This is a genomic window from Microlunatus parietis (assembly GCF_013407955.1).
GTDB lineage: Bacteria > Actinomycetota > Actinomycetes > Propionibacteriales > Propionibacteriaceae > Microlunatus > Microlunatus parietis.
In genome coordinates, this window is sequence record NZ_JACCBU010000001.1 from 5,715,058 (window position 1) to 5,737,524 (window position 22,467).

The window sequence follows — 22,467 nt, forward strand, 5'->3', positions numbered from 1 at the left end:
TTAAACTATGTCAAGAATAGTCAACTGGAAGGAAGTGGAAGCTATGCCAACACCTGTGACGGGTGAGGGCTCGGTTCAGCCGAGCGGCATCGATCTGACTGAGCGGCTCGCTGAGCAGGCCGTTGCGGTCTCGGCCGACGAGAGCCCGACCAAGCAGTTGCTCACGATCAAGGAGTTCGCCGCGTTCGCGGGCATTTCGGCGATGACCGTCTACCGCCTCATTCACTCGGGAGACTTTCCGGCTGTCCGGGTGGGGCGGCGCCTGTTCGTGCCTGCCCGACTCATGGAGGACCTGGGCAATGCAGCGCTTGCCCAGGGCCGCGTCGTGACGGCAACCGACTGGCAGGGGGCCAGGGAATGAGCACACCACGGAGAGATCGAGACCGGCCCCGCCCAGGCGCCAACCAGACCGGGGCCGGTTCTCCGACAACCCAGCTAGGAGCAGCGGAGGTATCAATCATGACGGGTCGGGCTGTGTCGGCGGAGGCGTGGGTGCCTCGGTTGGGCACGTTGAAGGTGTTGCCGGCGGAGCGGGCTGCGTTGGTTCGCGGTTTGTTCGAGCTGGCGGCGTGGGTTTGTGATCATCCGGAGTTGCCGTTGCCGGCGGTGTCGGCGCGGGTGCCGTCGGGATATCACGCCCACGATGTTGTCGACGCGGTCGCCGGTTCGACTGGCATGGAGCCGTTCACGGAGTGTGATCGGCGGAAGTACGCGGTCGAGGCGGGGTTTGGTCCGGTGCGGCTGTCGTGCATCGCGTACGGGCCGCGGGTGTTGCGTGAGTCTCGGGTCCAGCCGGGAGCGCCGCGCGGTGGAAAGTCGACCGCGCTGCTTGGCCACGTCGCGGCAGGCCGAGCGGTCGATCCGGCGTCCTTTGGTCTAGGGGTGTCGTCGTGAGGCGGCCGACAGAGAAGGAAGGCCTGGTCATGCCGTGGGCCGGCCTGGTCGGGCTGGCGTTGTTGATCTTGGGTGGCGCGATGTTGGCCGCGCACCTGCCGGTGGGCTTGTGGGTGATCTTGACCGGTGCCGCGTCGGTGATCATGTTCTGCCTGGTGTTTTGGCGGCTGGTCGTCGGCGGGATCTTGTCGGGCGGGTTCTGGCTGGCTCTGATCGGCGCGCTGTGGCTGTTGCAGCCGGGGATTCCGTTGAAGCAGTACGGGTGGATTCCGCTCGCGGTTGGCGCGGTCGTGGTGTTGATCATGCTTGCCCGGTTGTCGCATCGTCGGACGGGATCGGGTGGTCTGGTGCGGCGTTGGTCGCGGCGGCTTGCTCAGCAGGATGGTGTGGCGTCGTGGTGGGTGTTGTGGCGGCGGGCGTCGGCGTTCGCGCTGCGCCGTAAGGCCCACATCCTGCGGCCGTCGCTGCGGGACGTGTCGTGGTGGGTGCGTTGGTTCAAGCTCTCGGCGACCGAGCTGGGCACTCGGCTGGCGAAGGTTGGAATGTTCGGGATCTGGTCGCCGATCGAGGACGTCACGCTCAGGTTTGGTGGGCCGCGGATCGGTAAGTCGGGCGAGATGGCCGGGCGGATCTTGGACGCGCCGGGCGCGGTTATCTGCACTTCCACCCGGACGGATCTGATCGACAATACCGAGCTGCTGCGCGGCAAGGTTGGTCCGCTGTATGTGTTCAATCCGAACGGGTTGGCGAAGCTGGAATCGACGTTGACGTTCGACCCGCTGGCCGGGTGTGAGGCGCCGGCCGTGGCGATGTACCGGGCTGAGGACTTGATCGAGGGCGGTTCGCCGGGTGACGGCGGCGACGGTGATCGGAAGTTCTGGCTGCTGCAGGCGGCGCAGGCGTTGTCGACGATGCTGCACGCCGCGGCCCTGGGCCGGGCGGCGGGCGGCGAGTACGGCATGAGTGACGTGCACGATTGGGCCGCGCAGCCGTCGAAGGACGTCAAGGAGCTGGTTACGCGGCTGCTGAGGCGGTCGCCGGCGGCGAAGGCGTTCACGGCGCAGGCCGTCCAGTTCTTCGACAACAACGAGCGGACCCAGTCGTCGATCACGACGACGATCCTGCCCGCGTTGCGCTGGATGATCTCCGAGACCGCGAGCGCCGCCGCGCGGCCGGGGGAGTCGATCGACGTGGCGAAGTTCCTTGACGAGAAAGGCACCCTGTATCTGCTCGGTGCCGAGGACGCCAGCACCGCCCCGTTGGTGACGGCGTTGACGGCGCATATCGCGCGGGAGGCACGCCGGATCGCGTCGGAGCAGCCGTCGGGTCGGCTGGATCCGTCGCTGACGATGGTGTTGGACGAGGCCGCCCTGATCTGTCCGATTCCGTTGCCGGAGTGGACGTCCGACATGGGTGGCCGGAACATCACCATTCACATTGCGGCGCAGGGCCGGTCGCAGTTGCGGAAGCGGTGGGGCGATACCGGGGCGGGTTCGATCATGAACAACTCCGCGACCGTCCTCGTCTATGGCGGCGCCCGCGATACGGATGATCTTGCGACCTACTCGAAGTTGGCCGGCGAGCGGGACGAGGACGTCGCGACGCATGATCACAGCTCGCGCGGCTACTCGACCACGAAACGGCGCCAGGCGATCCTGTCGGAGGCTCAGTTCGCGCAGTTGGAGCCGGGACAGGTCGTGATCATCGGACGGTCGATGCCGCCCGCGATCGGCAAGGTCGAGATGGTGTGGAAGCGCCACGACTTCCGCAAGGCCGCCCGGGCCAAGCAGCGGGCCGACAAGGCCGCCGACCGGCTGAACCGGCGGATCGCCACCGGGCGTCCAGCGCTGGTCGAGATCTCCTGGCGGTCCGGCTGGGCCGGGTTCCGTGCCTGGCTGGCCAGCCTCCGCCCGGCCGACCGGTTCACCCCGACCCTGTCCACGACCCGCCGGGTCGGTGACATCCCGGTCAGCCCGACCGACTTCAACACCGACACGGATCCGGTGTGGCCGACCGAACGTGACCGGCACCTGGTGGTCGTTCCGCCGGCCGATGACGATCGGAGCCGGTCATGACCATCAAGGGAGTGGGGGCTGTCGAGTTGTGGGACGGCCGATCCTGGCTCGGCCGGGTCGATGCGGATGGTCTGTTGTCGTTCCCGTTCGGATGGGCGCCGGATGGTTTGTTGACGCGGCGGCAGTTGCGTGAGGCCGGTTTGTCGCCGGGTGGTCAGGAGCCGTATGGGCGGATCGTGTGGAAGCGGGAGCAGCGGTTCGCGTGGCTGTACCGGGAGGATCTGGCCGCACCGAAGCGGGTTCCGACTCCGGCGCAGCTCGCCGCCGTCGAGGCCGCGCTGGCCGCCCGCAGGGTCTGCGTCGAGTGCGGCCCGGTCGACCACACCGTCAGGACGACCGATCACCTGTGCGGCGACTGCTACGCCGCCATGGTCGACGGCGAAGTTGATCAAGTCGCCACTGATGAGGCGACGGACGAACTGAACGCCCTCTACCGGACGATCCCGGCCACGGACGACCCGTTCCGGGCCGACATCGATCCCGACGAGGACCAGGTCGAGCCGATCGCGGCCCCGGCGGCGGAGACGGCCGTTCAAGATCAACACGGTCAAGATCAACAGGCCGTGGAGCACGACGACGGGACCGGGCACGAACGGCCCGGTGGTGACCGGGCGCAGATCGCCGCGGTGTGGTCGGGGACCGAGGTCACGGATGCGTTGGAGCGGGCCCGGCGGGCCCTGGATGACCTGGTGGCCCGCCAACTCCGCACGAACAGCAGTCGCGCTGAGGATCCCGCCTGGCCGACGGCCGACACGACGCCGGCCGTCGCGGTCGACGGCTACGAGGACTGGCGAGAGAGGGGTGTGGCATGACGATCACGATCGAGGAACGCGTCCAACTGTTGCAGCGTGGGCTGGCCGGGCTGGGTCGGGAGGTCGAGGCCACCCGTACGGCGCAGGCCGGGCTCGCGGACCGGGCGGGGCTGGAGCAGCTCGCCGAGGAGGTCCGCAAGCTGGCCGAGCAGGTCGCCGCGCTGCCGGACCTGCTGACGCCGGAGCCGGACCAGGTGCCGCCGGTCGAGTCCTGGCTGGCCGGGCTGCCGGACACGTTCACGCCGTCCGAGGTGCTGACCGACCTCACGCAGTGGTTGCGGACGGTGTACCTGCAGTACGCCGACGGGGCGGCCGGGCTGCCGGAGTGCTGGCTGTGGCACCCGGAGGTGATCGAGGAACTGGTCTGGCTGATGCAGGCCTGGCGCGCCTCGTACCTGGGCCGGCCGTCGGTCCGGTCGGCCGCCGATTGGCACGACCGGATGCGGCCCGGCGTGGTCCGCCGGATCAGCGACTACGCCGGGAAGTGCTCCCTGGACCACCACCAGACCGATCAGGCGACCGGACGGCCGGACGTTCCGACCGCTACCGCAGCCGACGCGATCGCCGCCTGGTGGGAGGGCCCGCACGACCGGCCCGCCCCAGTACCGACCGACGAGCAGCTCGCGGCCGCCGACGCGGCGTTCCACCGCCGCACCCGAACCCGAGGAGGACAGTCATGACCACCACCTGGAACGAGTATTGGGCCCGCGTCGGCAGTGAGGAATGGCTCGCCGCGAAGGCGCTGCTTGAACTCTCACCGGCCGTACGCCGAGATGCGAGCTTGTGGCTGCTCGCCGTCGGCGACGACCGGCGCGATCCGTGGCAGGCCTGGGTTGACGACGTCGACACCCGGGGCCGCGGCTGGTCCAGCACCGAACGCCGCCTCTACGCGATCGTGGCGAGCCTGACGACCGGCCGACTGCTCGACCTGTCCACGATCGCCAATCTCGGCTCGTGGGAGACCGCCGCCTGGGCGATCTTGGTCGACTGGGGCACCGGCGGCAACAACCGCGAGTACCCCGGCCGGGCTCGGGTGGTCGCACGATGATCAGCCTCACGCAGATCCGGTGGGCCGTCCTCGACCGGTTCGAGGACCTGGCCGTCAAGGCCGTCCGCTGCCGCCGGCCGTTCACGCGGCTGGTGGAGCCGTGGTCGTCGGCACTCGTCCTGTCCTGGGCTGACGTCGAGCTGGGCCGGGTACCGGTGGCCGGCGGGCTTCACCAAGACGGTTGGGACGGGCATTGGCGGGCCTGGCTCATGGTCGGGCCGGTCGAGTTCGACCTGTCCCGCCGTGCGGTGACTCGTGCGATCGCCGCGTGCGACCGCGCCCGCTTTCACCAGTTCGCCGACGTTCGGATCGGGCCCGTCTCGGTGGCGGCCCAGCCGGACCTTCGCGCCGCGATCCGGAGCGAGTTGATCAAGCTCGCGCGCCAACTCGACCCGCCGCCACCGATCGGCAAGCCGCTTCCCCTCACTTCTGGAGGTCTGTCATGAACCCGTTCGATCTGATCCCGTACGGCGTGATCGTCCTGGTCGCGATCTTGGTCGTCGTGGTGATCGTCCGCACGGTGCGGCGGGCCGTGCGCGCCTTCCAGCAGCGGGCGCGCCGCAGCACCGGGGCCGGGTCCCGGTTCGGGTTCGGTGTCGCGGTGGCGTTCGCTTTGGTGGTGGCCGGGATCGGCGGTGTGACGTCGTTCGAGGCGGTCTCTGCCGCGTTCGGGTCGCCGTTGGTGCCGCTGGTTGCGGACGGCATGATCATCGCCTGCACCGCGCTGCGGTTGGCGGCGATGAGTCGTGGCTGGACGATCCCGGGCGCGATGTTTACGACCTACGTGTTCATTGTCGGGTCGATCGTGATCAACGCCGCGAGTGTGGAGGGGTGGGCGGCCAAGCTCGGTCACGCCCTGGCCCCGCTCGCTTACGCGATCATCGTGGAGATGCTGGCGCACCTGCTGCGGCAGCACATGGGCCTCATTCAGCCTCGGCAGGAGCGCCGTTTGTCGGCGTTGATGTCGGCCCGTTGGTCCGTACTGACGTGGCTGACGTCGCCGGTGATCACGACCCGGGTGTGGCTGCACCTGGCCCGGACCGGCGGTGACGATCCGGTCGCCGCACGGGCGTTGATGCAGCAGCTCGTCCGGGTCTCGTCCCGCTTGGCGGCGGTCTGTCCGACTCCGGCCGGGTGGCGGCCGATGCTCCGTGCCCGCGCGGCCCGGACTGCCGTCCTGCGCACGATCCGTGACGGGCTGCTGTCGGCCCGCGATGTCGCCCTGCTGCTGCCCGACGACGACCGGCAACTCTCACCCGGTCAGTTGCTCGCCCGGCTCGACCGCGCCACGATCACCCTCCCCACCCCCGACCCGGCAATGGGCCGGGTGACCGGTGAGCCGCACCGGCCGGTGCACACCGCTGTTGCTGCACCGGTGCACCGCCCTGCTGCTGTGAGCGCTTCCGCCCCGGTGCAGCCGGGTGCTTCCGGTAGCGCTTCCGAGCCTGCTACGGCTGCCGCTGCCGTTCCCGCCCCGGCGGTGCAGCCGCCTGCTGTTGCCGAGGGCGCACCGCCCGACGGTGACGACGCCGCCCTGGTCGGCTGGCTGCACCGGCATGCCGCCGCCCACAACGACGGCGAACCGCTGTCTGCGCGCGCGGTGATGAAACTTCTGTCTTCCGGCTGGCCCCGCGCGAAGCGGATCCACGAACTCGCCGGTTGGAACGACACCACCGACACCGACCAGACCGCCGAGACCAAGACCGAGCCGAGACAGCTCCAGTTGATCCCGAACACCAGCAAGTCAGAGCCGAACGAGCCGTCAGATTCCGAGCCTGAGCTTGAGGAGAGCCGAGCATGACCAGCCACTCCAGCACGAATCAAGTTTCCGATTTCCATGGCCCGATTCAGGTAGCCAGCGATGTCCAGATGAGCGCACGAGACCCACAAGATTTTCAGTACACACCTTGGCATCACGATCAGATGGGCCGCCTGGCGGCGGGGGCGGCGGTGGCCGGATGCTGACCGTCAACTCAGGCCACAGCGCCTCGTACCTGACCGACGCGATCGCCACCGGCCGGGAGAACTACTACACCGGCGCCGTGACCGAGGGCGAACCGCCAGGCCGCTGGCAGGGCGCCGGCGCTGCCCTGCTCGGCCTGTCCGGCGAGGTCGACGCGCAGGACATGCAGGCCCTGTATGAGCGGTTCCTGGACCCGCGTGCCGACGGGTTCGACGACCCGGAGAAGTGGGGCGAGGTCGACACTCTCGGCCACCAGGGTCGCCACTATCCGACCGAGCACGAGATTTATGCGGCTGCACTGGAGCGCGAGCCCGGTGCAGACGCCGAACGCCGCGCCGCACTGCGGATCGAGGCGGGGCAGAAGGCCCGCAAGAACGTCGCCTTCCACGACGCCACGTTTAGCGTGCAGAAGAGCGTCACCGTGCTACATACTGCTTTCGAAGCGCAAGCAGTGCAGGCGCAGAAGCGGCTCGACGACGCCCTGGCCGCACTGGCCGTAGCCGAGCAGGACGCGGCCGGTGCGGCGGTGCAGGCGGCCGGTGCACCGGTGCAGGCGGTGCACGGTGTGCAGCCGTTGGAGGCGGCGGTGCGCCGGGCGCGGCGTGAGGTCGAATCCTGGGCCGCCTACCGGACGGCGGTGGAGGATGCGATCTGGGCCGGGAACAATGCCGCGCTCGACTATCTGTCGGAGAAGGCCGGCTATGCCCGGGTCGGGCACCACGGCGGTCCGGCTGGTCGGTGGGCGGACGCGCACGACTGGGTCGTGGCGAGCTTCTTCCAGCACGACTCGCGGAACCACGATCCGCAGCTGCACATTCACAACGCGATCCTGAACCGGGTTCCGGGATCGGACGGGAAGTGGCGCACGCTCGACTCCCGCGCCCTGCACAAGTACAAGGGCAGCGCGGGCGCGGTCGCCGAGCGGGTCATGGAACAGCACCTGACCCGCGCGCTCGGCGTCCAGTTCGCGACCCGCCCGGACGGCGCGGCCCGCGAGATCGTCGGGATCGACCAGTCGGTGATGGACCTGTTCTCGTCACGGAAGACCGCGATCGGGAAGAAGGCCGGCGAACTGGTCGCCGCGTTCGAGAGCAAGTTCGGCCGGGCGCCGAACGCGTTGGAGCTGAACCGGCTGAAGCAACAGGCCACGCTCGCGACCCGGCGGGCGAAGTCGCACGACGGCGAGACCGTCGCCGAACGGCTCGACCGGTGGGACCAGCAGCTTCGAGCCGAGGTCGCCGGCGGCCTCGCGGCAGTCGCCGATCAGGCCCTCGCGGCCCGCACCGAACAGCCTGCCGGCGGCGGGGAATGGACCGAGACGGCGGTGCTGCAGGCCGCGCTCGCCCGGGTGCACGAGACCCGGGCCTCCTGGAACGAGTCGGACCTGACCCGGGCGATCAGTGACAGCCTGCCCGACCACCTCGGGAACCTGCAGCCCGGCGAGATCACCGAGCTTCTCGTCCGGCTCACCCAAGACGGCGTCAAGCTCGCCACACCGTTGGAGCCGGAACGTCCCGGCGAGGCCGTGCTGCCCGACGAGCTACGGCTCGCGAACGGCGCCTCGTCCTATCAGGCGCCCGGCGGCCGGGTCTACGCCACTCCCGGCCACCTGCACACCGAGAAGCTGCTCCACGCCGCCGACCGGTCGACCGACCGGCGCGCCCTCGACCCGGCCACGGCGCGGACCGTGATCGCCACGGTCGCCGAGCAGGGGACCGAGTTGGGTGCCGACCAGGCGGCCGCGATCACCGGAATCCTGACCTCCGGTGCCCGGATCGAAACGCTGATCGGCCCGGCCGGGACCGGTAAGAGCTTCCTCCTCGGTACCCTCGCGAACGCGTGGGAAGACCCCGCCCTGTGGGGCGGGGAGCGGCGTCGGGTTGTCGGGCTGGCGACCGCGCAGATCGCCACCGACGTCCTGGCCGCCGAGGGGCTCACCGCGCGGAACACGACCCAGTGGCTCGGCATGCAGGACCGGATCGCCGCCGGCGACGCCCGGCCGGAGGAACGCGCCTGGGCACTCTCCGCCGGCGACCTGGTCGTAGTCGACGAGTCCGGCATGGCCGACACGGCCGCGCTGGCCCGGATCCACGCCTACGCCGAGCAGGCCCGCGCGAAACTCCTGCTGGTCGGTGATCACCGCCAGCTTTCGGCCGTCGGCGCCGCCGGCGGCATGGACCTCGCCGCCGCGACCGGACCCCGGTACGAACTGACCGAAACTAGGAGGTTCGCCGAGGACTGGGAGGGCCCGGCGTCGTTGCGGCTGCGTGAGCACGACACCTCTGTGCTGGGCGAGTATCACCGGCAGGGCCGGTTGCTCGACGGCGGCGCAGTCGAGCAGACCGAGCAGGCCGCCGGCCGGGCGTGGCTGGCCGACACCCTGGAAGAGCGCCGGTCGCTGCTGATCGTGGACAGCAACGAGCAGGCCGCCCGGCTGTCTGGTGACCTCCGGGCCCGGCTCGTTGATCTTGGCCGGGTCGACGACACCCGCACCGTCCAGCTCGGCCTCCAAGGGCTGTTCGCCGGTGCCGGCGACGTCGTGCAGGCCCGGGAGAACGCGTGGCACCTGGCCGGCTATGCCGGTAACCGGCGGGCGCCGCGGAACCGGGACGAGTTCAAGATCACCGACGTGCACGACGACGGGTCGATCACCTGCGCCCCGATCGACCGGGACACCGGCCGACCGGTCGACGGGGAGACGATGCGGCTGCCGGCCGACTACGTCGCCGACAAGCTCGCCCTCGGCTACGCCTACACCGTCCACGCGGTGCAAGGCGTCACCGTCGACACCACCCACTCCGTGGTCAGCGCTCGAACGGGAGCGGACGCGCTCTATGTCGGGATGAGCCGCGGCCGGCACGCCAACACCGCCCACGTTGTCACCCTCGACCGGCCCGACCAGGCCCAGACCGGCGAGGTGCTGGAGGCGGTCCACCGCGACCCGCAAGCCGTGCTCGCGACCGTCCTGGAGACCGACGAGCCCGAACTGTCCGCCCTCGCCCACGCCGCCGAGGCCGCCGACGAGAACGCGGCGATCCGCACACCCGGCGAGCTGTTCGCCGACGCCTGCGAGATCGCGATCGCCGGCCGCACCGAACGATGGCTCGACGAACTCGTCCAAGCCGGCACCCTCACCGAAGGGCAGCGGGCGACAATCGCCGCCGAGGACGGCGCCGCCACCCTCACCCGGCTGCTACGCCGGGTCGAGATCGCCGGCCACGACCCCCGCGCCGCCCTGGTCGACGCCGTCGAACGGCGCGACCTCGACGACGCCCGGCAGATCACCAACGTCCTCCACTCCCGGATCACCGACCACACCACGACCCTCGATCCGACCGGTGACGGCTACGGCGATTGGATTCCGGCGATCGAGGACGCCCAGTGGAGTGCTTACCTGCAGCAGCTTGCGGGTGACGCGGATGCACGACAGACGGAACTCGGCAGGGCTCTTGCGGCGGCCCCTCCCCAGTGGGCGATTGAGTCACTGGGCCCCGTGCCCGAGGACAAAGATGCGCAGGAGCAGTGGCTCGACAACGTCGGCAAGGTTGCGGCGCACCGTGAGCTGACTGGGTATGAGGATCCGGCAGAGGCGTTGGGCCCCGCGCCGAAGCCGGGACAGGTGGAGGCGTACGCCTCGTGGCATGCGGCGTGGCGAGCGTTGGGTCGGCCGGTCGCGGACCGGGCCGAGGCCGAAATGAGCACGGGCCAGTTGCGGGTCCGGATCGCCGCCTACGAGCGGGAGAAGACGTGGGCGCCGTCCTATGTGGCCGACCAGCTCGCGGCGACCCGTCAGACCGCCGAACAGCGACGTAACGATGCCGCCCTGCTGAACGCGCAGGCCGACGCCGCCACGGACCGGGCGGAACGGGACCGGCTGCTCGATGAGGCCGGCGACGCTGCGGCCCTCGCTGAAGCGTTGGAGGCGCAGTCGGCCGAGCTGGCGGTCGCGGACGAGGCCCGCGCCGCCTGGTACGCGCACACGGCGGAGACACGGGCGGCGGCCGAGCGGGCCGCGGCCGAGCTGCCGACCCGCGAGGACGCAGCTTTGGACGAGGAGCCGGTGACGGCCGAGGAGTGGCTCGCCGCCCGCCGCGAAGCCGATGCCGCTGAGGATCCGCACCGCGAGATCACCGGCGAGCACGAACTCGCCGATACCGAACAGGCCCGGGACCAAGACCTGGCCGCGGTCCGGCCCGAGCCGGTCGAGGTCGAGCCGGTCGCCGACCCGGTGCCCGACATTCGGGCCGAGACCGAGGGTGCGGTCGAGGTCGAGGACGTACTGCGGGTCCCGTCGGCGGAGGAGTCCGCGGCGGCGGTGCGTAACGCGCAGCGGGCGATCGTCGAGATCCGCCACCGCCAGACCGTCGAGGAGCAGCGGGCCGCCGACGAACAGGAGGCCGAGCGGGACGACGAACTCGCCCGCTGGCACACCGACTACACCGACCAGCCGGCCGACAGCCGTTCCGCCGTTCGGCAGGACGACGACGGTCCGGCGCTCGAACTTTCGCACTAACTAACCAACACCACGGAAGGAAATGATCATGACCGACACCACCAACGACCCGACCGATCCGCTCGAGATCGCGCGGAGGATCGTCGCCCGTGAAGAACAGCACCGCCAGAGCGTGTATGAGGCCGACCTGGCCATGGCTGACCTGAGCGAGGTCGTTTCGGAGGAGGAGTACGAGCAGGCCTACGACGCCTACCGGCGGCGGCTGGATCAGGCTGAACGACGGCTCCAGGAGCAGGCCCAGAAGGATCTCGCCACCAGCGTCACGCCGGACCAGCCAGCGCCCGCAGCCGATCGAGGGAACCGCGACCAGTCGGGTTACCGGCTGGCTACCGATGCTGAGGCCATGGCCGGGATCCTGGCCGCTGTCGAGGCCGGTGAAATGAGCGTGTATGTATCGGAGAAGGAGACGCGGGCTGAGCTTGCGGCGGCGTTGGCCGATGTGCACGAGGCGATGGCCCGGGCGGCGGCGGTCGAGAAGGCTGGCCGGGTCGGGGCCGGCTACGAAGCGGTGACCTCGCCGTTTGAATGGCGGCTCTGGCGAACGATGACCCACGCCATCGCCGCCGTCGACCGGATGATCGAGTTGGACCCAGCCCTGGATCATCCGATCCTGGCCAACGTCAAGGTCGGCGACGACCGGACCGCCGAGGTCGCAGAGCTGGACGACACCGAGCGGGACGCGCTGCTCGTGCCGGCTCACGTTGCGGCCGGGAAGGCTGCCGAGCGGGCGCAGGTGTTGTTGGACCGGCTGACCGCCGACTACGGCCACACCGAGCAGGAAGAGGCGGTGTGGGCGGAGGTGGACGAGCGGCTGGACCGGATCGCCGGGACGCTCCGGGTCAACTCCGGCGAGCTGGCGTGGCCCGCTTTCCGCGCCATGGTCCGGACCGACTGGGAGCACGAGGCCGCGGAGCGCGCCGAGCTGGCCGCCACCTACGACCAGCTCTCTGCCGCTGGGCGGGCCGAGGCGTTGAGCCTCGGTATCGCCGGCCACGACGCCGCCGCCAACGCCGAGCGGCGTGATCTGGCCCAGCGGCTGCAGGTCGAGCACAGCCAACGCAACAAGGCCTATTTCACCGGCCAGACCGCCGAACGACCGATCAGCCCACCGTTCGGGCTCCGACTGATCGTCAAGCACGAAGGCGACCTCGCCGCCGTAATCGCCGACGACGCGATCAACGGTGACCTGATCACCGCCCTCACCTTGGCCTCGCCCGGCGAGGAGCGTGACCGCGGCTGGTCGCCGCGACCGGACGACCTCGACCGGCTCGCCGAGGAACGCGGCCGGCTCGCCGACCAGCTCGGCCTTGAATCCCAGGACACGGCAGAGGCTGGCGAGGAGTACTCCGCCGCGGACCGGCTTGAAGCCCACGCCCTGGAGCCCGTCAGCCAGGAGGGGAGGGATCGGTTGGTGGCAACCCCGTACGGCCCCGGCCGGATCGAGGAGGCGTTCTACGGCTACGGCCTGGACGCGGACGCGTCGACGCCGGTTGAGGGCTACCGAGTTGTGGTCGCTGCGAGCGGCGCAGAGAAGTTGATCAAGGCCGAGCATGTCTCGACAGACCCTGCCGAGATCGCGAAGTCCGGCCTTCAGGCCCGGTACTCGGACGGGTCACCGGTCCGCGTCACCGCTGACGGGTTGATCTTGGCCGAGGACGAGGTGTGCAACGACGATTGGGATCGGGACTACTGGTACCGGATCCCGCAACGCAACACCGACGCCCGGCAAACCCTGGCGGCGTCCCTGTTCGAGGCCGACACCGCCCTCGGCCGGGCCGAGGAGATCGAAGACCAACTCCGGGAAGCCGCCGGGTATGACGAAGTGAACTCGGAGTTCGCCCTGGACATCGACTTCGCCCGCGGTGACGTGCAGCGAGCCATCGCTGAACAACGCCTGATCGAAGGAACCCCTGGAGCGACGGCCCAGGCCTCCGCTGAAGCCGACGCCGCCGGCGACCAGCGGCCGGCCATCGACACGGCCGCGGCTGCCGAGCGGGCTGTTACCGCTCCGGCTGTGGACTCCGAGTTGGGTGAGGGTGGGCACAGTCTCGGCGCGCACCGTGACGCCGATACTGCGCTGAGCCGGGCCCGGTCGGCATTCGACCTCCTGCGGGGCACCGATGACGCCTACGCCGAATGGGACCGCACCGACGCCACACCGACCAACGTTGACCTGCTGGGCGAGCTAATCGGGTCGGCGCAGGCGATGACGCGGTCCAACCTGGACGATCTCCAGACGCCCGGTATCGACGACCGGATCAGGGCCGACTGGAAAGACCAGGACGAAGCGACCCTGGGCCTCGCACCGGAATATGCCGACGATGCCCGCTTCGACGACGACTCGTGGTGGAGTGAGCCCGACGCTGAGGCTGCGGCCGAGATTGACCGGCTGCTTGCCGTCGTTAGTCGTGGCGAGGGCGCCCAGCATCGGCGGGAAGCTATGCCGCCAGACGCTCCAAACCATGACCCGTGGCGTGATCTTCGCACCGCACCCGCCGCGAACGCCGGTGACTCCACCGCAACCCCGACCGCCGAACATCACGACGGCGGCCAGGATGTCGACGACGACGCGGTGGACACCGGCGCGGTTGACGCCGTGCATGTGCCGGCCACGATCTCGGACCAGGCGCAGGTGATCTTGTCGTCGGACGAGATCCGCCTGGTTCGTGGGCTTCTGTCCGGCTACCGGGCCCGCGAGTTGGCCCAGGTGGAGAACGACGAGGACGGCGAGTTCGACTACTACGACCGTGAGGTGTTCTACGAGAATGCCCACCGGGCCGAGCTCATCGAGAACCGGCTCGCCGCGGCCGACCTGGAGCTGCGCGAGGCGCGCGCTGAGGCGATCGCTGAATCGCACAAGTCCGGGCCGAGCAAGGACCTCATTCGACGCTTGGAACAGATAGCTGCTGCCGCTCGATCCGAAGGCGATGTGGTGCGGGCGGAAGGCACGGAGGCGGTGCTCTCCGATCTGCATGCGGGGTACCCGTCCGAGGTTGCCTATGAGCGGTCACGCGAACGGGATCTCGCAGCTCCAGGAGGAGACCGGGATCCGAGGCCGGCGGGCAACTCGGCTGATCATCCCGCCCAGGACGTAGCGCCGGACTTTGAGCGGCAGCCGTTGGACGAGCCACCGGACGAAACCGCTGTGGCGGTACACCGGGCCGGGCAGGCCGTGCACGATCTGCAGCAGCGCCAGACCGAGGACCACCGCAGGACCGCCGCGGAGCGGGCCCGACACGACGAGGACCTCGTCCGGTGGCATCAACAAGATCAACAACAGCACGCCGCCATCGAGCGCACGGACAGCCAGCCGGTGCTGGACCGCGCTGATTACGACGACCGTTAGTCGAGCCGGGCGGCTGCCGGGCCCGGCCTGGTGCCCACCGCCCTGCGGGCGGGAAAGAGGGTGCCTGGCCGGGTCCGGTGGCCTGGTGCCAGCCCGGCCCCTCCAACCTCAATCAGGGTCCGTGAGGTTCTCGCCTGACGGACGTCGGCGCTCGCAAGCTCGCTTATTTCCTAGTCCGCCAAACGAGAACCTCACGGACCCTGATTGACCTTGGAGCCTCTACCGGGCCGGCATGCGACAGCAGTCGGCAGGCCCCCAAAAAACAGGGGGCTGCCGCCACCCAACGGCCACCAGCAGGGGAGTTGATGATCATGGCGAACGGGTCAAACCCTCCGCGCCGGATTCCGGCCGGAGCCTGCACCTGGTGCGGCCACGCACCCCACGCTGGCCCCTGCGGCGACCAGATCCGCACCCACCGCGAACACGCCATCCACCAACCCTGTCCCTGCAACCACCACACCAACCGGAGGAACCCGAAATGATCACCACCGAGACCAAGAAGGCGAGCCGGATCTCCGACGTCAACGGCCTGGCGATGTACGTCCTCAGTGACGACTGCAGCTGGGGCGACCGTGCTGGGTTCGACGGCATCGGCATCTGGCACGCCGCCGACCGGATTGCCGTCTACCCGGTCTACTACTGGACGCCGGCCGCTGACGGGAACTTCCCCAACGGCATGGTCAAGTCCGAGCCCATGGCGCACTTCCACACCGACGCCACGCACATCGAGATTCTGGCCGCGTTCGGCTACTCCCTCTGACCCGTCCCAGTGGCGCCCGGACCCCGCACCGGGCGCCGCCGAGGCAGACCAGACCAAGATCACAAAGGAGCAGAGATGACCGAGACCTATGCCGACCTCAAGCCCGGCGATCGCATCCTCTTTCCGGTTCACAACATCCGCGTCTGGGGACCCGAAGAGCGGACCGTGAAGGAGGTCTTCGGCAACTTCGGATCCCCGAACCTGGTCATCTACTGGGAGGAGGGAGGGCCCCCAGGAGTCGTTGCCCGCGCAGCCAAGATCACCCGCGCCCGACCGACCCGACCTTGATCACGAAGGAGTAGACATGTACGCCGCGCACAACACCGAAACCCACTACATCACCGTTTACGCCGATGGCGGCCAGATCGAGGGCGCGTTCACCGATGCCGATTACGTCGGTTCGACCGTGACCCTCTCCGAGCACATCGCCCGCTACGGGTACGAGGTCGGAGAGTGGTTCAAGATCAACTCGAAGACGTATGCCGCTGACGCCGCCCCGACCAAGGTCGGCGAGTCCGACACGTCAGGAGAATGATCATGACCAATTATCGCGAACGCATTGGTGAGCGTGACCGCGAGGGGCGCTACCCGGGCGCCCCGGCGTGGAACGGTGATCTTGAAACCCTGAGTCCGGCCGGGCTGGAGGAGCATGACCGCGGCCTGCAGGGCTACATCGCGAACGTGACCGTCAGGTCAGAGGGCTGGAACGACCGCCGGCCTTGGCGGGTCTCGACGCCGGCTGAGCGCCGCGCCGCCGGCCTGGACCGCTACGTGGCCCGGCTGGTCGAGGTCCGCACCGAACGGGCCCGCCGTGAACGGGAGATCGGCTTCAACGAGTACCTTCGGCTTCAGGCCAGTCCGGCGGGTCACAAGCCGTGGCCGAAACCCGAGCAGCGCCAAGACGTCGCGCCGGCCCCTCAGTACGTCTGGCCGAGCCGTGCAGACGACATCTTCAAACCACGCCGGTTTCGCGGCCGCTGGGCCGTGTTCGACACCTACTACCGCCGCCACATCCGCCGCGATCTCTCCGAAGCCGAAGCCCGGCAGCTAGCCGCCGAGTACAGCACCAACGCACGCCACGAACTGCAGGAGTCCAACGACCGCGAACAACAACAACAGGAGCACCGGAGATGAGGAAACGACAAGCCGTGCAAGGCCAGTCCCGCCCAGGCGCCAACCAGACAGGGACCGGCACTCCGACAACCCAGCTAGAAGCAGCGACCGTAATGACGAATCACCGCGGAGAGCCAACGAGCGACGACCAGCAGAAGGAAGCATGGATACAGAAGCAGTTGGCAGCAGCGCCGGAGCCCTCCGCGGCCCTCATCGCGTCGCTCAACGCGCTTCGCGCCACACCGGACGGAGTCGGTCGGGGTCGAACCGTGGCCGGCCGGTTGCCTGAGAGCGCGTAACGACGATTGAGGAGAACACTCGATCGATATATCCGCGCTGCTTGTGCGTCGGCAGGTTGTCCCATTCCTCCCGGCTGAGCTGTTCAGGAATCGGGCCTGCTGTCTCGGCGAGCCACCGCCGCCGGGCTTTTTTCAGGGTCGCTATTTCGTCCTCAAGCGTTTGGACGACAGGAAATACTCGCGCCTCAGAGAGTTCGCCGCGCGAGAATGCTGCCAGTAGCGCTTTGGCCCTTTCCTCTTTGGCGGTCAGCTCCTCTTCCTGTGGCCAGGTTTGAGGAGCTGGCTGCGTTTCGAGGCTTATTCGCGCCATGTAGCGCAGGAGCAGGCCAACTACTGTTTCTTCGGTCTGCAGTCGGTCAATAACCATGTAGTGTTTGTTCTCTGTACCAAGAGAACTGGTCATGAGCCCACATCGATAGGCGGCGTTGTACCGCTTCGTTCGTGTTCCATCCGGCCGGAGATTACCTCCTCGGCCGGAGATCGCATGCATCCGTGTCCCGCACACGCCGCACCGAAGCACTCCACTCAGGAGCGCCTTTTCGTTACGATCTCTCACATGTATGCCTAGCTCTTTGTTGCGATCGAGACGCGCGCACAGCCGTTCGAACGTGTCAAGCTCTATCAATGGGTCCCATTGTCCCTTGACCGGATCGCCAGTCAGCGAGTGTAGATACAGTTCACCGTCCTGGCCGACGTAGCCGGCGAGCCTCGGGTTGTGAAAGTAGGTCAGAGCGGTCTGATAGGTCCAGGGATTCCCTCGGGATGTTCGTAATCCAGCATCGTTGAACCCTCGACACACTTCGTGCAGCGACGCGCCTTCGATGAGTATCGAAACCGCCTCTCGTGCATGCTGTGCCTCGATTGGGTCGAGGTGTATCCGATCCTTCTGCCAACCAAATGGGCGAAATGCAGAATGCGGCTCGCCTTTGTCGCGCTTCGCCTTTCTTGCTCGGGCGATCCGTTCGCCAGTGCGCTCAGCCTCACCGGCATCGGCGGCCGCCTTGAATCTAGCGACCATACGCCCGTCCGCGGTCGAGAGGTCGTCCTCACCTGAGACCATGGTGATGATCCGGATGGGCCGATCGATGCGGAGTCGATGGTTGTACAGCTCAATGAAGCCCTCCAGCTCCATAGGTCGGCGGGTGAGTCGCGAGTTCGAGTAGGCAATGATGGCGTCGAACTCGCCTTGCCAGGCGCGTTCCATCATCCGTTCGAAGTCGGGCCGACTCTTCCGACTCAAGGTCGAGGCACCGATATCGTTGTCTTCGAAGGAGTGTGCGAGCGTGAACCCCTCGCGCTTGGCGAGGGTCGAGTTGTCTTCCCGCTGCCGGTCTACGCCGACCTCAAGGCCCTCGGGGTCTTCGCTGATACGGCAGTAGCCAACCGCAATCCTGGTCACGTCACCGAGGGTACATGTTTTTTAGGTCTGTGCCCCTTGAATCCCACCCCTGGTTCGAAATGGACCGCATCGCGGCGCGAGGACGAGGAAGAGTTCGTGCGCCGGCTGGAAAGGCGGGGCGTGCCCGTGACCGTACGGGACACGCGCGGGCGCGAGATCGACGGTGCCTGCGGCCAGCTCGCGGCTGCGAAGAGCTAGTTGATCGAAACGCTCATTCCTCGGGGTGCATACGGAAGGTGCCTGGCACGGTCCGTGCCAGGAAGTGAGCTCGAGACCCGTCCGGACGGACGTGGCGCTCGGGCTTTGCACTTCAGACCGACCAGTGAAGCTCAACTGATGACGGCGGCCGGTGGCGCTGTTCAATCGCCGCGATAGGTGCCGAAGCTCCAGAGGCAACCTTCGGGATCGGCTACCGTCGCGTCGCGGGTCGCGTGGTGCGACGTCTCTGGACCGCCGAACGGCTTGGCTCCGGACCTCACCGCCCGTTCGTACAATCCGTCCGGGTCGTCGGTATGCAGGTAGATCCCGATCGGAATCCGCGGCCCGAGGTCCTGGAAGGCGACGACCTCCGGCTCGGCGGTGTGAACCGTGATGATCGCGCCTGAGCGCCAGCGCAGTACCGCCTGATTGATCGCACCGGGAGCGCTTCCGGGATGGATGGCGATCTCCTCGAAGCCCAGTGCCTCCTTCAAGAACTGGACAGCTGCGGTCGCGTCTCGATACCCGAGGCTCGGCCACAGGCCCGGTGGTGTCGTCGATTCCATGCAGTCAGCTTGGGCCGGAACCACCATCGCTGTCTTGGACGAAAGGGAGATTCTCGGACCGGAGCCATTCTGACGGCGGGCACCCAGCAAGATCATTCCAGTCTCGAGTCATGTGCGCCTGGTCGTAGTAGCCGCACCATGCCGCAATCTCGGACAGCGACGGTGTCGGAGCCATCGGGTGGTGCTTGGTTCGTCCGAGAGTCTTGACCAGTTCTGCCGATCGTTCGAACCGAACGATCCTGGCGGCCTGTTTGGGCGACAGGCCGTACTCGCGAAGGAACTTGTCTCTCAACTGGCGGTGGCTGTAACCCGACTCCGTGGCCAGGTCTCCGATCCGAACCGTGCCGCCGGAGGCGAGGATGCGGTGCCAGGTGTGCTGGGCGTCGGCGTCCTCCCGGATCCGGTCGCTGGCCCGAGACGCGAGCGAACTCAGTGAGTCGTCCAGGACCGACCAACACGCTGCCCAGTCGGTCGCGCTCGCCAGGCGCTCGGTGAGTTCGGCGGCGCCCTTTCCCAGCAGCGCGTCGAGGTCGACGAACTGCCCGGCCAGCTCGGCGGCAGGGACGCCCAGTAGCTTCCTCGCACCGCGTGGTGTCAGCTCGAGCGAAACGTTCCGCATCGACCCGTGGAGCGCAACGTTCACGGGCCGACGGTGCAGACCTCCGACCAGCCCTGCGTACGGACGCGCCAGCAGCCCACCGCTCGAGTTGATCATGAGAGGCTGCCCGAGGCAGATGATGAACTCGAGTTGGTGCGAGGGAAGGCCGCGATGAACACATGGCGCGAGGTCCTCGAACCTGGCGCCGTGATAACGCTGGACGAACGGCATGAGGGCGCGTGCCGGGTATCCAGTCACTGTGACCGCCGCCGGCTCTTCCATGGCCTCACGATAGGGCGCTCGGTGATTCCGGCCGAGGACGGCCATCGACATCACCAACCAGCACTCCACGATCCTGACGACCGAAGCCGCTCAGGCTTCCGATGGGTGATCACCATGGACCGCAGGTGATCGTGTGCGCACCCGAACCGGCCGACCCGGTTGGAGGCGATCGTCGCGGCGCGCGGTGCGCGAGAATGTGTGGAACCTTGGTCCGTTCGACGGCTGGAGGTGGCCATGCGCATGCTGCACCTGGGACTCCGGGTCACCGACCTGGACCGTTCGCTCGCCTTCTACACCGCCCTCGGCTACCTGGAGGTCGGACGGGTGCCCGAGACCGGGTTCGGCAGTCTGACGATGCTGCGGTTGCCGGACGATCCGTACGTCAGCCTCGAACTGGTCCACGACCCGGAGCGGCCGGTCACCGACACGAGTGCGATCAACCACCTCGTCGTCCAGGTCGATGATCTTGATGCCATGATCAGTGAACTCGCCGGCCGCGGCATCGAGGCCGAGCCGCCGTCCGAGCCGGGACCGCGCGTCTCCTGGTTGACCGATCCGGACGGTTACCGGATCGAACTGGTGCAATGGGCGCCCGGCCATCCGCCGGGCATGACCGAGGCGGACTTCCGCTGATCTTGCTCAGTGACTCAATCGTGACTCGGCCAAGGCCAGTTGCCAGTCGATCACGGGCGCGGCGGCGCCGCGGCGGAGGGCCCTCGGCAGTTGGTGCAGCAGCCAGAATGCCCAGAAGGTCCGGAGCTGGTCGGGTGGGATCAGGTCCGTCAGGATCTCGTCCAGCAGGTGTGCCGCCGCGAGTTCGACCTGGTCGGGATCGGCGCGCCGGACGAACCATTCGCGGTCGAACCGGGTCTGGACCAGGGCCAGTCGCCGATCACCGCGGTAGACGCCGAGGTTCCAGTCGACCACGGCCGTCGGGCGCTCCTGATCATCGAAGAGGACGTTCGCCGCGCTGAGATCGACGTGGACAAGATCATCGCCAGCGAGCCGGTCCTCGCTGGCCTCAGCCGTCGTGATCCGCAGGATCTCCTCGGCCACGTCGCGGGCCCGGTGATCATGCTGCGGAACCAGGTCCAGGATCAGGTACGGGTCCGTACCCGGTGGCCGGAACCAGCGCGTGACCGGCGGCACGTCCGGAAGGTCGGCCAAGGCGCCCGCGAACCGCTCGTTGATCGCGGCGATTCCCCGGATCCGCGCGAGGCTGAGCCCAGTCGAGGCCGCCTGGGGCAGGCGCTGCTGGACGAAGACGACCTGATCACCGAGCTCGACCACGAGCTCGTGTCGGGGCACCGGGTATCCGCGGTCCTGCAGCAGATTGAGAATTTCGGCCACCTGGCGGGCGGCCGGCAGTTCGCCGTCGAAGAGCGTCACCACCGCGGGTCGCCCGTCCGGCCACTCGGCATAGATCGCGCCACCGAGCTTGCCGTGCTCCGCGCGTCCCCGGACGATCAGTCCGGCGCCCGTTCGGCGATTGATCGCCCGGATCAGTTCGGAGTCGCCATCCATCCGGCCAGTGTCGCGAACATCCCCCGCTCTGAGCGGAAAGTCGCGTACTCGGGCGTTTCTCCCCAACAGCGGGGGACATCGGCGACAGCGTTCTTGATCATGACTTCACGTAGCCGCGGGCCTCGATGATCTTCCCCGCGCGGATCCGGATCAGGGTCACGCCGCGCACCGACTCCGCGAGCCCGGCGCCGAAGTGGAGCCGCCAGCGAATCGTCGCGTGTTCGCCGCCGATGGTGACCGCCTCGGGCTCGAACCGGCTGCCGCGATCCTGGGCGAGCGTGCGCCAGAACTCCAGGCAGGCGTCGCGGTCGACCGTCCGGGCGCCGTCCGGAGCGGGCTGCATGGCTTCCATCAGGTTATAGACCAATCGGTCTATCGGCCAAGTAGGGTGATGCCATGACCACACGGACGACGCCCGGCCCGCGTGATCGCCTGCTGGCGGCGGCCAAGGAGCTCACGTACGCGCAGGGCATGGCAGTCGGGATCGATGCCGTGCTGAAGCAGGCGAAGGTCGCCCGGCGTTCCCTGTACGAACACTTCGGCGGCAAGGACGGGTTGATCACCGAGGTGCTACGGGTGACGGCTGCCGAGGACGAGGCGGCCTACCGGCAGACCCTGGAGGCGGCCGGGACCGATCCGCGCCGCAGGCTGCTGGCGATCTTCGACTGGCTCGGCGCGGTGATCGAGGAACCCGACTTCCGGGGCTGTCGTTATCTGGCCGCCGAACTCGCCCTGGCCGATCCGGACCACCCCGGCCACGAGGTCACCCGGGACTACCACCGGCGCGTGCACGAACTCATCGAGCACGAGTTGCGCGAGCTCGCGCACCCGCAGCCGGCACTCGCCACCGAGCAGCTCGTCCTGTTGATCAACGGAACGCTGGCCGTCGGCGCCAACCACCCGGCGTCCAATCCGGCGCCCGGCGCCCGGCAGCTCGCCGAATCGATCATCGGCAACGGGCGCCGTCGCTAGCCCGAGACAGTGCTTGCGGGTCGTCTCACCAGCGAACCCTCCGCCGCTGGCGGCACTTGGTTCGGGCGGCATCTCGATGACGGCATTGCGGAGCGGGCCGGAAGG

Annotated in this window: 22 protein-coding genes; 17 read left to right on the forward strand and 5 right to left on the reverse strand. The window is 68.5% G+C overall.

Annotated features, from left to right (window positions below; genetic code table 11):
* Positions 1-43 precede the first annotated feature (43 nt).
* The 15 genes from BKA15_RS27575 (at position 44) to BKA15_RS27645 (ending at position 16,545) form a co-directional block, all read left to right on the forward strand.
* Entirely contained in the window at positions 44-361 is a 318-nt protein-coding gene (locus tag BKA15_RS27575) for a helix-turn-helix transcriptional regulator (RefSeq protein WP_179756401.1), read from the forward strand.
* Between the two features lie 140 nt (positions 362-501).
* Positions 502-894 carry a hypothetical protein gene (locus BKA15_RS27580; RefSeq protein ID WP_179756403.1) on the forward strand — a complete coding sequence of 131 codons (393 nt, stop codon included), beginning with the start codon at positions 502-504 and terminating at the stop codon, positions 892-894.
* Positions 891-2,969 carry a type IV secretory system conjugative DNA transfer family protein gene (locus tag BKA15_RS27585; protein WP_179756405.1) on the forward strand — a complete coding sequence of 693 codons (2,079 nt, stop codon included), beginning with the start codon at positions 891-893 and terminating at the stop codon, positions 2,967-2,969. Before BKA15_RS27580 ends, BKA15_RS27585 begins: the two co-directional genes overlap by 4 nt.
* Complete coding sequence (locus BKA15_RS27590; protein WP_179756407.1) at positions 2,966-3,781, forward strand: RRQRL motif-containing zinc-binding protein; 816 nt, start codon at positions 2,966-2,968, stop codon at positions 3,779-3,781. The genes BKA15_RS27585 and BKA15_RS27590 overlap by 4 nt, the downstream gene beginning before the upstream one ends.
* On the forward strand, positions 3,778-4,461 hold the full coding sequence (locus BKA15_RS27595; protein WP_179756409.1) for a hypothetical protein: 684 nt from the start codon (positions 3,778-3,780) through the stop codon (positions 4,459-4,461). The genes BKA15_RS27590 and BKA15_RS27595 overlap by 4 nt, the downstream gene beginning before the upstream one ends.
* Positions 4,458-4,829 (forward strand): hypothetical protein, encoded by a 372-nt coding sequence (locus BKA15_RS27600; protein WP_179756411.1) that lies wholly within the window; start codon positions 4,458-4,460, stop codon positions 4,827-4,829. The genes BKA15_RS27595 and BKA15_RS27600 overlap by 4 nt, the downstream gene beginning before the upstream one ends.
* Positions 4,826-5,275 (forward strand): hypothetical protein, encoded by a 450-nt coding sequence (locus BKA15_RS27605; RefSeq protein ID WP_179756413.1) that lies wholly within the window; start codon positions 4,826-4,828, stop codon positions 5,273-5,275. The genes BKA15_RS27600 and BKA15_RS27605 overlap by 4 nt, the downstream gene beginning before the upstream one ends.
* Entirely contained in the window at positions 5,272-6,630 is a 1,359-nt protein-coding gene (locus tag BKA15_RS27610) for a DUF2637 domain-containing protein (protein WP_179756415.1), read from the forward strand. The genes BKA15_RS27605 and BKA15_RS27610 overlap by 4 nt, the downstream gene beginning before the upstream one ends.
* Positions 6,627-6,794: a hypothetical protein gene (locus BKA15_RS27615; RefSeq protein ID WP_179756416.1), complete on the forward strand. Its 168-nt coding sequence runs from the start codon at positions 6,627-6,629 to the stop codon at positions 6,792-6,794. Before BKA15_RS27610 ends, BKA15_RS27615 begins: the two co-directional genes overlap by 4 nt.
* Positions 6,788-11,305 carry a MobF family relaxase gene (gene mobF / locus BKA15_RS27620; RefSeq protein WP_179756417.1) on the forward strand — a complete coding sequence of 1,506 codons (4,518 nt, stop codon included), beginning with the start codon at positions 6,788-6,790 and terminating at the stop codon, positions 11,303-11,305. The genes BKA15_RS27615 and mobF overlap by 7 nt, the downstream gene beginning before the upstream one ends.
* Positions 11,306-11,333: 28 nt before the next feature.
* A complete protein-coding gene (locus tag BKA15_RS27625; protein ID WP_179756418.1) occupies positions 11,334-14,651 on the forward strand; it encodes a coiled-coil domain-containing protein in 3,318 nt (1,105 codons plus the stop codon).
* Between the two features lie 478 nt (positions 14,652-15,129).
* Positions 15,130-15,411 carry a hypothetical protein gene (locus BKA15_RS27630; protein WP_179756419.1) on the forward strand — a complete coding sequence of 94 codons (282 nt, stop codon included), beginning with the start codon at positions 15,130-15,132 and terminating at the stop codon, positions 15,409-15,411.
* 75 nt (positions 15,412-15,486) lie between these two features.
* Positions 15,487-15,699, forward strand: a complete 213-nt coding sequence (locus tag BKA15_RS27635; RefSeq protein WP_179756420.1) for a hypothetical protein — start codon at positions 15,487-15,489, stop codon at positions 15,697-15,699.
* Positions 15,700-15,715: 16 nt separating this feature from the next.
* Complete coding sequence (locus tag BKA15_RS27640; RefSeq protein WP_179756421.1) at positions 15,716-15,946, forward strand: hypothetical protein; 231 nt, start codon at positions 15,716-15,718, stop codon at positions 15,944-15,946.
* A 2-nt stretch (positions 15,947-15,948) separates the two neighbouring features.
* Entirely contained in the window at positions 15,949-16,545 is a 597-nt protein-coding gene (locus tag BKA15_RS27645) for a hypothetical protein (RefSeq protein ID WP_179756422.1), read from the forward strand.
* A 201-nt stretch (positions 16,546-16,746) separates the two neighbouring features.
* Here the strand turns inward: BKA15_RS27645 and BKA15_RS37045 are convergent, their stop codons facing one another.
* The 3 genes from BKA15_RS37045 to BKA15_RS27660 all read right to left on the reverse strand — a co-directional run bounded on the left by BKA15_RS37045 (position 16,747) and on the right by BKA15_RS27660 (position 19,866).
* Positions 16,747-18,222, reverse strand: a complete 1,476-nt coding sequence (locus tag BKA15_RS37045; RefSeq protein WP_179756423.1) for a recombinase family protein — start codon at positions 18,220-18,222, stop codon at positions 16,747-16,749.
* A gap of 359 nt (positions 18,223-18,581) precedes the next feature.
* A complete protein-coding gene (locus BKA15_RS27655) occupies positions 18,582-18,986 on the reverse strand; it encodes a VOC family protein (protein ID WP_179756425.1) in 405 nt (134 codons plus the stop codon).
* Between the two features lie 4 nt (positions 18,987-18,990).
* On the reverse strand, positions 18,991-19,866 hold the full coding sequence (locus BKA15_RS27660; protein WP_179756427.1) for a helix-turn-helix domain-containing protein: 876 nt from the start codon (positions 19,864-19,866) through the stop codon (positions 18,991-18,993).
* Between the two features lie 234 nt (positions 19,867-20,100).
* Between BKA15_RS27660 and BKA15_RS27665 the strand changes: the two genes are divergently transcribed.
* On the forward strand, positions 20,101-20,499 hold the full coding sequence (locus BKA15_RS27665; RefSeq protein WP_179756429.1) for a VOC family protein: 399 nt from the start codon (positions 20,101-20,103) through the stop codon (positions 20,497-20,499).
* 6 nt (positions 20,500-20,505) lie between these two features.
* Here the strand turns inward: BKA15_RS27665 and BKA15_RS27670 are convergent, their stop codons facing one another.
* Both BKA15_RS27670 and BKA15_RS27675 read right to left on the reverse strand, forming a co-directional pair.
* Complete coding sequence (locus BKA15_RS27670) at positions 20,506-21,390, reverse strand: phosphotransferase (RefSeq protein WP_179756431.1); 885 nt, start codon at positions 21,388-21,390, stop codon at positions 20,506-20,508.
* Positions 21,391-21,487: 97 nt separating this feature from the next.
* On the reverse strand, positions 21,488-21,742 hold the full coding sequence (locus tag BKA15_RS27675; RefSeq protein WP_179756433.1) for a nuclear transport factor 2 family protein: 255 nt from the start codon (positions 21,740-21,742) through the stop codon (positions 21,488-21,490).
* A 44-nt stretch (positions 21,743-21,786) separates the two neighbouring features.
* Between BKA15_RS27675 and BKA15_RS27680 the strand changes: the two genes are divergently transcribed.
* Positions 21,787-22,362: a TetR/AcrR family transcriptional regulator gene (locus BKA15_RS27680; RefSeq protein WP_179756435.1), complete on the forward strand. Its 576-nt coding sequence runs from the start codon at positions 21,787-21,789 to the stop codon at positions 22,360-22,362.
* The last annotated feature ends 105 nt before the right edge of the window (positions 22,363-22,467 follow it).

Bases quoted from the DNA above. Each gene is read 5' to 3' on its own strand.
- BKA15_RS27575 (WP_179756401.1), top strand. From the start codon at position 44: ATGCCAACACCTGTGACGGGTGAGGGCTCGGTTCAGCCGAGCGGCATC.
- BKA15_RS27590 (WP_179756407.1), top strand. From the start codon at position 2,966: ATGACCATCAAGGGAGTGGGGGCTGTCGAGTTGTGGGACGGCCGATCC.
- BKA15_RS27595 (WP_179756409.1), top strand. From the start codon at position 3,778: ATGACGATCACGATCGAGGAACGCGTCCAACTGTTGCAGCGTGGGCTG.
- BKA15_RS27600 (WP_179756411.1), top strand. From the start codon at position 4,458: ATGACCACCACCTGGAACGAGTATTGGGCCCGCGTCGGCAGTGAGGAA.
- BKA15_RS27605 (WP_179756413.1), top strand. From the start codon at position 4,826: ATGATCAGCCTCACGCAGATCCGGTGGGCCGTCCTCGACCGGTTCGAG.
- BKA15_RS27610 (WP_179756415.1), top strand. From the start codon at position 5,272: ATGAACCCGTTCGATCTGATCCCGTACGGCGTGATCGTCCTGGTCGCG.
- BKA15_RS27615 (WP_179756416.1), top strand. From the start codon at position 6,627: ATGACCAGCCACTCCAGCACGAATCAAGTTTCCGATTTCCATGGCCCG.
- mobF (WP_179756417.1), top strand. From the start codon at position 6,788: ATGCTGACCGTCAACTCAGGCCACAGCGCCTCGTACCTGACCGACGCG.
- BKA15_RS27625 (WP_179756418.1), top strand. From the start codon at position 11,334: ATGACCGACACCACCAACGACCCGACCGATCCGCTCGAGATCGCGCGG.
- BKA15_RS27630 (WP_179756419.1), top strand. From the start codon at position 15,130: ATGATCACCACCGAGACCAAGAAGGCGAGCCGGATCTCCGACGTCAAC.
- BKA15_RS27635 (WP_179756420.1), top strand. From the start codon at position 15,487: ATGACCGAGACCTATGCCGACCTCAAGCCCGGCGATCGCATCCTCTTT.
- BKA15_RS27640 (WP_179756421.1), top strand. From the start codon at position 15,716: ATGTACGCCGCGCACAACACCGAAACCCACTACATCACCGTTTACGCC.
- BKA15_RS27645 (WP_179756422.1), top strand. From the start codon at position 15,949: ATGACCAATTATCGCGAACGCATTGGTGAGCGTGACCGCGAGGGGCGC.
- BKA15_RS27655 (WP_179756425.1), bottom strand. From the start codon at position 18,986: ATGGAATCGACGACACCACCGGGCCTGTGGCCGAGCCTCGGGTATCGA.
- BKA15_RS27660 (WP_179756427.1), bottom strand. From the start codon at position 19,866: ATGGAAGAGCCGGCGGCGGTCACAGTGACTGGATACCCGGCACGCGCC.
- BKA15_RS27665 (WP_179756429.1), top strand. From the start codon at position 20,101: ATGCGCATGCTGCACCTGGGACTCCGGGTCACCGACCTGGACCGTTCG.
- BKA15_RS27670 (WP_179756431.1), bottom strand. From the start codon at position 21,390: ATGGATGGCGACTCCGAACTGATCCGGGCGATCAATCGCCGAACGGGC.
- BKA15_RS27675 (WP_179756433.1), bottom strand. From the start codon at position 21,742: ATGGAAGCCATGCAGCCCGCTCCGGACGGCGCCCGGACGGTCGACCGC.
- BKA15_RS27680 (WP_179756435.1), top strand. From the start codon at position 21,787: ATGACCACACGGACGACGCCCGGCCCGCGTGATCGCCTGCTGGCGGCG.